The following is a 12,036-nucleotide window of genomic DNA, read 5'->3' on the forward strand; positions in this document are numbered from 1 at the left end:
GTATGTCCGAACGTGTCGTCACGCCAGCACCGGCGCCGCTGGGGCGCGCGCCATCAGCGTCTGGATTTCCGGCACGCACGAGCCGCAGCCGGTGCCGCAGCCCAGCGTGTCCTTTAACGCCGCCAGATCGCAGCCGCCTTCGATGCCCTTCAGGATGGCCGCTTCGCTGACGCCATTGCAGACGCACACCGTACGCGAACGCACGGCGCCCGCGACGCGTCCCATCAGCAGCGCCGCGATGCTGGCGGGCGCCTCGCCCCCCGCGGCCCACGCAAGCAGCGGCTCCTGCGCGCGGAGATCGCCTGTCAGCAAGAAGGCGCGCAACTCGCCTTGTCCGGCGCTGACCCGGCGCACATGGCCGCGCGCCGGATCGTCGTACGCCACATCGGGACGGCGCAGGTCCAGCGCGTCGGCCAGTTCGTGCAGCACGGCGGCAGCTGGCGCGTCGCGGCTGGCGAGCCGCAACCGGACGCCGCGCGCGCCAACCGGCAGCACAACGGCATAGTCGAAACGCCGCAGCCAGGGCGCAAGCCGGGTCCGCAGCGCCGACGCATCGCCCTGCCGCCACGCCGCGGCCTGCCACGCAAGGCCCGCCGGCTCGGCGCGCACGGCGCTGAACTTGAGCTCGGGCTGGCGCGATATCGGATCGGCCGCGGGATTGGTCAGCGCGTTCACGCCCAGCCCGGCCATGAAGGCGCTGCCCCAGTGCATCGGCACGAAGGCCTGGCCGGGGCGCAGCGTCTCATCGGCCTGCACCGGCAGCACCAGCGCGCCCCGCCGCGACTGTAGCCGGGCCAGCGCGCCGGCTTCCAAGTCCAGGCGGCGCATATCGTCCGGATGCAGCGATACCCACGGTTCCTCGACATGCTGCGTCAACGCGCGAGCGAGCGACGTGCGCGCCATCGTGTGCCAGTGATCGCGCAACCGGCCGGTGGTCAGTTGCAGCGGAAAGCCGTCGGAGACGGTTTCGGCGGTCGGCCGCCATGCGACGTCGCAGAACCGGGCGCGGCCGCTAACGGTGGGAAACACGCCGTCGGCATACAGGCGCGCGGTGCCCTGCCCCGCCCGGTACGGCCACTGCTGCGGTCCGTGCTGCGCCAGCACGGCGTAATCCAGCGCGCTGTAGTCCAGGTCGCGGCCGGCGGTCATGCGGGCGTGCTCGGCAAAAACCTCGCTTTCGTCGACACAGGCAAACAGCGCCGCCTTGGTCGGCGCGATGCGCGCCGCGAGCCGCTGGGCGACCGCCTGCGCCAGCCGCCAGTCGGGCTGCGCATCACCGGGCGGCGCGATGGCGGCGTGGACCCGGCTGATGCGACGCTCGGAGTTGGTCACCGTGCCCGCTTTCTCGGGCCAGGTCGCCGCCGGCAGCACCAGGTCGGCATGGGCCAGCGTCTCGGTGCCGGCAAAGGCTTCCTGCACGATGACGAACTCGGCGCGGGCCAGCGCGGCCCGCACGCGCGCCTGGTCCGGCAGCGACTGCGCCGGATTGGTCGCCGCAATCCACAGCACCTTGATGCGCCCTTCCAGCACCGCGTCGAACATGTCGAGCGCCGTCGTGCCCGGCGCATCGGGCAGGCTGTCCACGCCCCACAGCCGCGCGACCTCGGCGCGGTCCGCGGCCGACGCGGGATCGCGATGGCCCGGCAGCAGGGTTGCCATGCCACCTGCCTCGCGCCCGCCCATGGCGTTGGGCTGGCCGGTCAGTGAAAACGGTCCGGCACCGGGACGCCCAATCTGGCCGGTGGCCAGATGCAGATGAATCAGCGCCGCATTCTTGTCGGTGCCCGCGACCGACTGGTTCAAGCCCATCGTGTACAGCGACAACGCGGCCGGCGCCTGGCCGAACCAGCGCGCCGCCTGAACGATGTCCCGCGCGGGCACGCCGCAGAGGCGCTGCGCCGCCTCGGGCGTACACGTCTGCACGCGCGCGCGCAGTGTCTCGAAGCCCTCGGTATGGCGCGCGATGTAGGCCTCGTCGACCAGGCCCTCGCGCAGCATCACGTGCAGCATGGCGTTGAACAGCGCCACGTCGGACCCCGGCGCGATCGGCAGATGCAGGTCGGCAAACGCGGCGGTGTCGGTGCGCCGCGGGTCGGCCACGATCACCTTCATGTGCGGCCGGCTGGCCCGCGCGGCTTCCAGCCGGCGGAACAGCACGGGGTGCGCGTAGGCCATGTTGGAGCCGGCGATCAGCACGGTGTCGGCCAATTCCAGATCGTCGTAGCAGGCGGGCGGCGCGTCGGCGCCCAGCGTGCGCTTGTAGCCCGAGACCGCGCTCGACATGCACAGACGGGAATTGGTGTCGATGTTGTTGGTGCCCGCCAGCGCGCGCGCCAGTTTGTTGAAGACGGCGTAGTCTTCGGTCAGCAACTGGCCCGACAGATAGAAGCCCACTGCATCCGGGCCGTGCCGGGTGATCGCGTCGGCCAGCCGGTCCGCAGCGATATCCAGCGCCTGCGTCAGCGCGATATCCCGCAGAGGCTGGTCGCGTCCCGAGCGCCATTGCGCCGACAGCACACGGGCATCATCGCGCCGCACGGTGTCGGCCAGCGCCAGCCCCTTGCTGCACAAACGCCCCCGGTTAGCCGGATGCGCATCATCGCCCCGCACGCCGACGACCGTGCCGCCGCGCACCTGCACGCGCACGCCGCAGCCCGTGCCGCAATAACAGCAGACCGACGCGACCTCGCGCGCCGCTTCGGTAACGATCTCAATCCGTCGTGCCATCGGCATGTCCACTCCTACTCCGCGGCGGTTTCGCCCAGCATGAGCCGGTCGCGCAGCGCGCCGATGCCCGCGCCTTCGCGGATCAGCCGCATGTACCACGCGCTATCTGCCGTGTCGCCAAACAGGCACGCGCCCACCAGGCGGTCTTCGCGAATCACCAGCTTTTTGTAGACGCCGCCCGGCATGTCGGCCAGCGTGATGGTTTCGGTCTGCGCACCGCCCGCGAAGTCGCCGGCGGAAAAGAGGTCGATGCCGGTGACCTTGAGCTTGGTCGACGTGACACTGCCCTCGTAGCGGCCGATCCCGTGCAGAGCAAGATGATTGGCCGCAACCTTGGCCTGCTCGAACAGCGGCGCCACCAGGCCATAGGCCGTGCCGCGATGGCTGACGCATTCGCCCACCGCATAGATGCGCGGGTCGAACGTCTGCAAGGTGTCGCTCACCACCACACCGCGGTCCACGTGCAATCCGCTGCGTTGCGCCAGCTCGGTGTTCGGCCGCACGCCGGCGGCCATCACCACGAGGTCGGCGGGAACCTCCGTGCCGTCGGCAAAGCGCACCGCACGCACGCGCCCGTCCGCGCCGCCCAGGATCGACTCGGTCTGGTGCTGGAGCAAGAACGTCAGCCCCCGCGCCTCCAGGCTTGCGCGCAGCAGCGCGGCGGCCTCGCCGTCCAGTTGGCGGTCGAGCAGCGCCGCGCCCAGGTGAACCACCGACACGATCATGCCGCGCGCCGCCAGCCCGTTGGCGGCCTCCAGGCCCAGCAGTCCGCCCCCGATCACCACCGCGTGCCGGTAGCGCGAGGCCGCATCGATCATCCGGTTGACGTCGCCGATGTCACGAAACGCCACCACACCGTCCAGATCGTGACCCGGCACCGGCAGGATGAACGGGTTCGACCCGGTCGCCAGCAGCAGCCTGTCGTACGGCGTGCGCGTGCCGTCGGCGGCCACCACCGTGCGCCGCGCCCGGTCGATGTCCGTCACCTTCTGGCCGCGCAGCAGCCGAATACCATGGCGCGCATACCAGTCCTCGTCGTTCAGCACGATGTCCTGCAGCGTGCGCTCGCCGGTCAGCACCGGCGACAGCAGGATGCGGTTGTAGTTGGTGTGAGGCTCGGCGCCGAACACCGTGATGTCGTAGAGATCCGGCGCGAGCTTGAGCAGCTCCTCCACGGTGCGAATGCCGGCCATCCCGTTGCCGACCACGACGAGCTTCTGCCTGGCTTGCATGACGACACTCCTACGCGGCGGCGCGGGCCGCCGCACCTGCCTGCTCCAGCGGCGCAGGCACGACCGACAGCGTCGCGTTCGCCTGCGCCGCGGCCTGAGAACGCTCGGGATTGCCATGCCGGCGATGCAGAAAGTCCACCACGCCCGCGCGGCACGCCAGATACGTCGGATCGTTGGCCAGCCGCACGCGGTCGCGCGGGCGCGGCAGCGGCACCGGCAGGATCTCGCCGATGGTCGCGGCCGGTCCGTTGGTCAGCATCACGATGCGGTCCGACAGCAGCACGGCCTCGTCCACATCGTGCGTGACCATGATGGTCGTCGTGCGCGTCTTGGCCACGATCTTGAGCAGCTCGTCCTGCAGATGCGCGCGGGTCAGCGCGTCCAGCGCGCCGAACGGTTCGTCCATCAGCAGCACGCCCGGCTCGATCGCCAGCGCGCGCGCAATGCCCACGCGCTGCTTCATGCCTCCGGAGATCTCGCGCGGCAGTTTGTTCTGCGCGGGCAGCAAGCCAACCAGATCCAGCGCGGCGCGCGTGCGCTCGACCAGCTGGGCACGCTTTTCCGTGGCGCCGAACACCCGCTCGACCGCCAGGTGCACGTTCTGGAAACACGTCAGCCACGGCAGCAGCGAATGGTTCTGGAACACCACCGCGCGGTCGGGACCCGGACCCGTGATCTCGCGTTCGGCGCACAGCAGCACGCCGCTCGTCGGCCGGGTCAGCCCGGCGATCAGGTTGAGCAAGGTGGACTTGCCGCAGCCGGAATGGCCGATAAGCGTGATGAACTCGCCCTGCTCGACCGTCAGGTCGATGTCGCGCAGCGCCACGAAGGCGCCCTTGCGGGTGTCAAAGGTCTGTCCCACGCGTTCGATGCGTACGAATTTCTTCATGGCGCTATTCCTCGGTATAGGTGAAACGGCGGGCCAGCGCGACCAGCAGGGTTTCCAGCAGCAACCCCACGATGCCGATCACGAAAATGGCGATGACGATGTGCTCGACCTTCAGGTTGTTCCATTCGTCCCACAGCCAGAAGCCGATGCCCGTGCCGCCCGTCAGCATCTCGGCGGCCACGATCACCAGCCACGCGGTGCCGATCGACAAGCGCACGCCGGTCAGCATGTAGGGCAGCACCGCGGGCAGCAGCACCTTGGTCGTGACCTTCCATTCGGACAGGTTCAACACGCGCGCCACGTTCAGGTAGTCCTGCGGCACGCGCGATACGCCCACGGCGGTGTTGATGATCATCGGCCAGATCGAACAGATGAAAATGGCCCAGATCGCGGCCGGATTGGCCGCCTTGAACAGCAGCAGCCCAAGCGGCAGCCACGCCAGCGGCGACACCGGCCGCAACAGGCTCACGATCGGCGAGAACATGGCGCGCACGGCGGCGTAGCGGCCAATCGCAAAGCCCACGGGGATGCCGACCAGCGCCGCCAGCCCGAAGCCGACCGCCACGCGTTCCAGCGAGGCCAGCAGATTCCAGCCGATGCCCTTGTCGTTGGGGCCGTTGTCGTAGAACGGGTCCGAGAACAGTTCGACGGCCGCATGCCAGGTGACGCCCGGCGTCGGGATCTCCGGTATGCGCATCGCCACCACCTGCCAGACCAGCACGAAGAGCGCAAAGCCGGCGACCGGCCCCACGACTGCCTTCAGCGCGGCTTCCAGGCGTTCCCGCCACCAGGCGGCGAATGCGTCGCCGCGGTTTGTCATCGTTACGGTAGACATTGCGAGTCCCCTTTGGTGGCGGCCGTCAGGCCTTGACCTTGAAACCGTCGGCATACGCCGCGGGATTGCTGCCGTCCCAGACCACGCCGTCGATCAGCTTGGACGTGCGCGTTTCGCTGGCGGGCAGCGCGACGCCCGCGGCCTGCGCGGCCTGCTTGTAGACGTCGACGCGATTGATCTGGGTGGCGATCGCCTGGTAATCGGGATGCTCTTTCAGCAAACCCCAGCGCTTGTGCTGCGTCAGGAACCACATGCCGTCGCTCAGGTACGGAAAATTGGCGGCGCCGTCCGCGTAAAAGCGCATGGCGTGCGCGTCCGACCACTTCTTGCCCAGGCCATCGTCATACTGCCCCAGCATGCGGTCCACGATGACGCCCGCATCCGTATTGACGTAGGACTTGGCAGCGATGGTCTCAGCCGTCTTGCGGCGGTTCTCTGGCGACGCGTCGATCCACTTGCCGGCTTCCAGGATCGCGGCGGTGACCGCGCGCGCGGTATTGGGATTGCGGTTCACGAAGTCGGCGCTGGCGCCCAGGACCTTTTCGGGGTGATCGGTCCAGATTCCTTGCGACGTCACCGTGGTGAAGCCGATCTTGTCCATGATGGCGCGCGCGCCCCAGGGCTCGCCCACGCAGTAACCGTCCATGTTGCCCACGCGCATGTTCGCCACCATCTGGGGCGGCGGCACGGTGATCACCTTGGCGTCCTTCATGGGATTGATGCCGTGCGCGGCCAGCCAGTAGTACAGCCACATCGCGTGCGTGCCGGTCGGGAAGGTCTGCGCGAAGGTGTACTCGCGCTTGTCGGCGGCCATCAGCTTGGCCAGCGACTCGCCGTCGCGCGCGCCCGCTTCCAGCAGCTTGTTCGAAAGCGTGATCGCCTGGCCGTTCTGGTTCAGGCTCATCAGCACGGCCATGTCCTTCTTCGGACCGCCGATGCCCATGTGCACGCCGTAGACCAGGCCGTACAGCACATGCGCCATGTCCAGCTCGCCGTTCATGAGCTTGTCGCGCACGGCGGCCCACGACGCTTCCTTCGACGGCGTGATCTTGACCCCGTACTTCTTGTCGATGCCCAGCACCGACGCCATCACCACCGACGCGCAGTCGGTCAGCGGAATAAAGCCGATCCTGACTTCGGTCTTTTCCGGCGCGTCGGTCCCGGCCGCCCAGGCGCCGGCGCGCACCAGCGGGTCGACCAGCGAAAGCAGGCCGGCGCCGGCTACCGCGCGCGCCGTTCCGCCAAGCCATTTGCGGCGGCTGGCGTTGGCGGTCACGTCGGCGGGCGCGGCGACGGTCGAGGGACTGCGGGTCATGGGCGTCATCGTGGGTTCCTTGCGAGGTGACGGAAAAAATGGCGGCAAAAAAAAACGTCCCGCGCGCCACGGATCTCCATCCGATGGCGCAGCGGAACGTCGTTGTCCCTGGCCGCGTGTCGCGGCGCGTTGCGTCGGGCGACCGCCGTTGGCCGCCCCGTTTTCACTTAAGCAATAGGTGTGCCAGATTTGCCCAGCACGATGCAAACCGCCCGGCGGACCGCGCTGGCACTGGCGCTGCGCGATTTCCGCCCGGCCCGCGCCGCGCCGCCGCGAATCAGGGGCGGAGCCATGTTGGTGCGCAGGCCGAAGCCGCAACGCACCATCGCTGTGCGGCGCGCGCCCCGCCGCCGTGCCTGCGCGCCGGTCCGCGCGCCCGCCTCCGCGCGCGGCGACGATGGCATGGAACTTGCATCATCCAGAAGACAGGGGGTGTTTCATGCTGAAGGTCATGCTGCTCAACGATGGCGAAGGACGCGCGGCGTCGCTGCGGCAAACGCTTGCCGCGGCGGGCATGCACGTCGTGGCCGAAGTGGCTCCGGGCACGGACCTGGCCGCCAGCATCGCCCAGTCCGCCGCCGACGTCGTGCTGATCGACAGCGACGCCCCTGGCCGCGACACGCTGGAAAACATCTGTGTCGCCAGTTCGCACAGCGACCGTCCGGTCGTGATGTTTACCGACAACGGCAACCGCGAGACCATCCGCACGGCGCTGCGCGCCGGCGTGGCTGCCTATGTGGTCGGCGATGTGCCTGCCGCCCGCATCGAACCGCTGCTGACCGTGGCGATCGAGCGTTTCGCCGTGGAAAAGACCCGCCGCGAGGAACTGCGCGAGGCCCAGCTCCGCCTGGCGGACCGGCAGTGGGTGGAGAAGGCCAAGGGTATCCTGATGAAGACGCGCGCCGTTTCCGAGGACGAGGCCCATCGGCTGCTGCGCGACCGCGCCATGCAAAGCCAGAAGCGGCTGGGCGACGTCGCCCGCGAGGTCGTCGAAATGAGCCAATGGCTGGGCAGCGCCTGACGCCCTGCCAAATAAGTTATGGCTATATGAATTAAAGAAATCAAAAGTTGTGGGGATGAAAACCCGTCCCTATCATCGACCCACATTGAGCCGGGTACGCCCGAGGCTGGCATTCATGAAGCTTTTCCCGATTTTTGCCGATCTGACAGACCGGCTGGTACTCGTTGTTGGCGGCGGCGCCGTCGCCGAACGCAAGACCCTCGCCCTGCTGGAGGCCTGTGCCCGCGTGGTCGTCGGCGCACCTGAACTGACGCCTGCGCTGGCAGCGCTTGCGGCCGAGGGTCGTATCCGCCATCTGCCGGGGCCATTCGACCCTGCCTGGCTGCAGGACGTGTGGCTGGTCGTGGCCGCCACCGACGATCGCGCGGTCAACGCCGCGGTCTCCCAGGCCGCCGAGGCGCGCCGCATTTTCACCAACGTGGTGGACGACCCCGAGCTGTCGTCCTTCCAGGTGCCGTCCATTGTCGACCGGTCGCCGGTCATCGTCGCCATTTCGTCATCCGGCGTGGCCCCCGTGCTGGCCCGCCGCATCCGCGAACGCATCGAATCGCTGTTCGATCACACGCTGGGCCAGCTTGCCGGCCTGGCCGCCACCTACCGCAAGCGCATCCGCGCCAGTCACCCCGATCTGGGTGCTCGCCGCCGCTTCTACGACTGGTTGCTGGACGGCCCGGTGGCGGGATTCCTGCGCCAGCAGCAGCCGGCGCAGGCCGAGGCCGCGCTGGCCGACGCGCTGGCCTCGCCCATCGCGCCCGCCGAGGGCAGCGTGGTGCTGGTGGGCGCTGGCCCCGGCGACCCCGGCCTCCTGACCCTCAAGGCCCTGCGCGCCCTGAACGAGGCCGACGTCATCCTTTACGACCGCCTGGTCAGCGACGAGGTCATGTCGCTCGCCCGGCGCGATGCCGAACGCGTGCCGGTGGGCAAGCTGCCTGGCGAAAACCATCACGCCACGCAGGCGCGCATCCACGCGCTGCTGGTCGAATACGCGCACGCCGGCCGCCGCGTGGTGCGGCTCAAGGGTGGCGACGCATTCATTTTTGGCCGGGGCGGCGAGGAACTGGAATTTCTGCGCGCGCACGGCGTGCGCTACGAAGTGGTGCCGGGCATCACGGCGGCGCTGGCCTGTGCCGCCTATGCCGGCATTCCGCTGACGCACCGCGAGCACGCCCAATCCGTGCGCCTCATCACCGCGCATTGCCGCGAAGACGAAGACAATCTGGATTGGCCCGCGCTGGCGCGCGAAAAGCAGACCTTGGCGTTCTACATGGGCGTGGGCCAGCTTGAGTTGCTGACGCAGCGCCTGCTGCGCCATGGCCGCTCGCCCGAGACCCCGTTTGCACTCATCGAGAATGGCAGCCGGCCCGAACAGCGCGTGGTGTCGGGTCCGCTGGCGCAACTGCCGGAACTGGCGCGGGAACATGCCGTCCGGTCCCCCGCCCTGCTGATCGTGGGCGAGGTCGCCGGCCTGGCGCCGCAGTTGCATTGGTTCGGCCAGCATCTGGGCCGGCCGGCGGTTACGGCCTGAAAACCGGCCGTAACGCGTTCCTTAACCCTTTTGTTGCGTGCCGAAGATGCGGTCGCCGGCGTCACCCAGGCCCGGCATGATGTAGCCGTGCTCGTTCAGGCCGTTGTCGATCGACGCGGTGTAGATGTGCACGTCCGGGTGCTTGGCCAGCACGGCGTCGATGCCCACTGGGGCGGCCACCAGCACCAGCGCGCGGATTTCCTTGCAGCCGGCGCGCTTGAGCAGGTCGATGGCGGCGACCATCGAGCCGCCCGTGGCAAGCATCGGGTCAACGATCAGCGCGAGGCGCTGGTCCAGTTCGCCCACCAGACGTTCCAGATACGTGTGGGCTTCCAGCGTCTCTTCGTTGCGGGCCACGCCCACGACGCTGACCTTGGCGCCCGGAATCAGGCTCAGCACGCCGTCCAGCATGCCGATGCCGGCGCGCAGAATGGGCACCACGGTGACTTTCTTGCCGGCGATCTTCTCGACCTCGACCTGGCCACACCAGCCCTCGACGGTGGCGGGCGCCAGCGGCAGGTCCTTGGACGCTTCATACGTCAGCAGCGCGCCCACTTCCTGCGACAGTTCACGGAAGCTCTTGGTACTGAGGTCGGCGCGCCGCATGATCCCGAGCTTGTGGCGGATCAGCGGATGGCGGATTTCGTGCACGGGCATGTGCGTAACTCTCCAGAGTATTTGTTGGTCAGAATTCTTTTGGCCTCGGGCGGACCGAGCAAGGCGCGACGCGCCTGCGTTTCACGGTCGCGGGCCATACGGAGGGATCGTAATCGTTTTAAGCCCGCCCCGCCGCCGGGCCGCCCCAAGGCGGGGCAGCCCCCTCGGGGGGCAGCTAGCGCACATCGTGCGCGCGGCGTGGGGGCCTACATTCATTGTTCGGCGAGCCAGGAGATCAAGGCGTCGTCGAAAGCTCGGACCGCGCCCGCCTGTTCGTGGTTGACGATGCTGACGACCACATAGCGCTTGCCGCTGGCCCCCAGCACGTAACCGGCGATAGAGCGCACGTCGCGCAGCGAGCCCGTCTTCAGATGCGCCATGCCGAGCGTGCCGTTGCCCTTCAGGCGGCGGCGCACCGTCCCGTCCACGCCGGCGATGGCGAAGGACGAAATGTATTCCGGCATCACCGGCGAATTCCAGGCCACCGTCAGCATCGACGCCAGGCTGTCCGCCGACACGCGGGCCTCGCGCGACAGGCCGGCGCCGTTGTCGATGACCAGCTCGGGCATGTTCAGTCCCTGCTTGGCCAAGAGTTGCTTGGCAACTTCTTCGCTGCTGCCCACGGTGGCCGGGCGGCGGCCGCGTTCGGCGCCCAGCGTCAGCAGCAGGGTGCGCGCCATGACGTTATTGCTGCGCTTGTTGATCTGGCGGATGGCCTCGGCCAGCGTGGGCGAGTCGTGCGAGGCCAGCACCACCGCGTCCGCCGGCACCATGCCCGACCGGACCTGGCCCTTGAACGTGCCGCCCAGCTCCTTCCAGAGCATGCGGAAGACTTCGGTGGCGTACTCGGGCTGCGACAGCGCCAGTCGGTACAGGCTGAACTCGCCGCAGGAACCCGCCACCTTGCCGTTGACGCGGATGGTGACGCCCTGCTGCGTGATGACCGGATCGGTCGTGACCACGGGCGGACCCGGGCAGCGGATGTCGCTCCATTCCACCTGGCCTTCGATTTTCAGGCCCGGCAGCGGCGGGTCGATCAGCGGTACCCACTTGTTGGCGACCGGGTCCGGGGTGAACAGCAGGCGCAGCGCGCCAAAGCCCACCATCAGCGCGTCCGGGCTGGCGTTGTAGGCCCGGTCGGGCGCACCATCGAATGCACCGGGGTCGATCGACACCTGGCCGAAGATGCTGCGGTCGATCACCAGGTCATTGATCTGCTTGACCCCGCGCAGCCGCAGCTCGCGGAGCAGCGTCCACAGATCCTGCATCAGAAATTGCGGGTCGCCCCCGGCGCGCAGGTACAGCGGACCGGTCAGCACGCCCTTGGCGTCGGGGCGCGAGCCGGGCGCCGTCATGAACTCGGTGCGCCAGACGTAATTGGGACCCAGCTCGGACAGCGCGGCCCAGGTCGTGACCAGTTTCATCACGGACGCGGGATTGCGGCCCTCTTTGGCGTTCAGCGCCACCAGCCGCGGGCCGCCCACCTCCTGCACCACCAGCGACAGCGAGCTATCGGGCAGCTTGCTGGCTTTCCAGGCCTTCACCACGTCGGGCGGCAACCCCGGAACCTGCGCAAAGGCAGCGCACGCGGCCAGGGCCAGGACACCGCCGGCCAGCCACTGCTTCATTCCGCCCACCCGCCTGATCACTTGTCCCGTCATGCCATGCCCACCTGGTTGCTCGTCCAGCAAAACCGAGAGCATACAAAACCTGGAACCGTTACGGGCGGCGCGGGACGGCCGCGGGCGCCTTTGGCGGCGTATTTATTTGCGCAAGGCCCCGATCCGCCCCTATTAACTGTCCCCTTTACAATATGCGGTTGCCCCCAGCCTGCC

8 protein-coding genes and 1 pseudogene are annotated in these 12,036 nt (G+C 68.6%); 2 read left to right on the forward strand and 7 right to left on the reverse strand.

The features are described 5' to 3' along the window. Positions 1-18: 18 nt before the first annotated feature. The 5 genes and pseudogenes from CLM73_RS21900 to CLM73_RS21920 form a co-directional block, all read right to left on the reverse strand. Entirely contained in the window at positions 19-2,727 is a 2,709-nt protein-coding gene (locus CLM73_RS21900) for a nitrate reductase (RefSeq protein ID WP_105241656.1), read from the reverse strand. Between the two features lie 23 nt (positions 2,728-2,750). Further along, positions 2,751-3,959: pseudogene (locus CLM73_RS21905) on the reverse strand (NAD(P)/FAD-dependent oxidoreductase); the annotation flags it as partial. Between the two features lie 10 nt (positions 3,960-3,969). Continuing rightward, positions 3,970-4,848, reverse strand: a complete 879-nt coding sequence (locus CLM73_RS21910) for an ABC transporter ATP-binding protein (RefSeq protein ID WP_105240223.1) — start codon at positions 4,846-4,848, stop codon at positions 3,970-3,972. Between the two features lie 4 nt (positions 4,849-4,852). After that, positions 4,853-5,683, reverse strand: coding sequence for a nitrate ABC transporter permease (gene ntrB, locus CLM73_RS21915; protein WP_105240224.1), 831 nt, complete (start codon positions 5,681-5,683; stop codon positions 4,853-4,855). Positions 5,684-5,708: 25 nt separating this feature from the next. Beyond that, positions 5,709-7,007, reverse strand: a complete 1,299-nt coding sequence (locus CLM73_RS21920; protein ID WP_105240225.1) for a CmpA/NrtA family ABC transporter substrate-binding protein — start codon at positions 7,005-7,007, stop codon at positions 5,709-5,711. Between the two features lie 430 nt (positions 7,008-7,437). Between CLM73_RS21920 and CLM73_RS21930 the strand changes: the two genes are divergently transcribed. Together CLM73_RS21930 and cysG are read left to right on the forward strand one after the other, a co-directional pair. Next, positions 7,438-8,019: an ANTAR domain-containing response regulator gene (locus tag CLM73_RS21930; RefSeq protein ID WP_105240227.1), complete on the forward strand. Its 582-nt coding sequence runs from the start codon at positions 7,438-7,440 to the stop codon at positions 8,017-8,019. Positions 8,020-8,134: 115 nt separating this feature from the next. Beyond that, on the forward strand, positions 8,135-9,544 hold the full coding sequence (gene cysG, locus CLM73_RS21935) for a siroheme synthase CysG (protein ID WP_105240228.1): 1,410 nt from the start codon (positions 8,135-8,137) through the stop codon (positions 9,542-9,544). Positions 9,545-9,565: 21 nt separating this feature from the next. Here cysG and upp read toward each other — a convergent pair whose 3' ends face one another. Further along, positions 9,566-10,201 carry a uracil phosphoribosyltransferase gene (upp, locus tag CLM73_RS21940; protein ID WP_056571665.1) on the reverse strand — a complete coding sequence of 212 codons (636 nt, stop codon included), beginning with the start codon at positions 10,199-10,201 and terminating at the stop codon, positions 9,566-9,568. A gap of 212 nt (positions 10,202-10,413) precedes the next feature. Then, complete coding sequence (gene dacB / locus CLM73_RS21945; protein ID WP_105240229.1) at positions 10,414-11,862, reverse strand: D-alanyl-D-alanine carboxypeptidase/D-alanyl-D-alanine-endopeptidase; 1,449 nt, start codon at positions 11,860-11,862, stop codon at positions 10,414-10,416. Positions 11,863-12,036 lie beyond the last annotated feature (174 nt).

Source organism: Achromobacter spanius, assembly GCF_002966795.1.
Lineage (GTDB): Bacteria > Pseudomonadota > Gammaproteobacteria > Burkholderiales > Burkholderiaceae_B > Achromobacter > Achromobacter spanius_D.

What these genes read in the sequence shown, in the direction of transcription:
- CLM73_RS21900 (WP_105241656.1), bottom strand. Translation starts at nt 2,727, where the DNA reads ATGGCACGACGGATTGAGATCGTTACCGAAGCGGCGCGCGAGGTCGCG.
- CLM73_RS21910 (WP_105240223.1), bottom strand. Translation starts at nt 4,848, where the DNA reads ATGAAGAAATTCGTACGCATCGAACGCGTGGGACAGACCTTTGACACC.
- ntrB (WP_105240224.1), bottom strand. Translation starts at nt 5,683, where the DNA reads ATGTCTACCGTAACGATGACAAACCGCGGCGACGCATTCGCCGCCTGG.
- CLM73_RS21920 (WP_105240225.1), bottom strand. Translation starts at nt 7,007, where the DNA reads ATGACGCCCATGACCCGCAGTCCCTCGACCGTCGCCGCGCCCGCCGAC.
- CLM73_RS21930 (WP_105240227.1), top strand. Translation starts at nt 7,438, where the DNA reads ATGCTGAAGGTCATGCTGCTCAACGATGGCGAAGGACGCGCGGCGTCG.
- cysG (WP_105240228.1), top strand. Translation starts at nt 8,135, where the DNA reads ATGAAGCTTTTCCCGATTTTTGCCGATCTGACAGACCGGCTGGTACTC.
- upp (WP_056571665.1), bottom strand. Translation starts at nt 10,201, where the DNA reads ATGCCCGTGCACGAAATCCGCCATCCGCTGATCCGCCACAAGCTCGGG.
- dacB (WP_105240229.1), bottom strand. Translation starts at nt 11,862, where the DNA reads ATGACGGGACAAGTGATCAGGCGGGTGGGCGGAATGAAGCAGTGGCTG.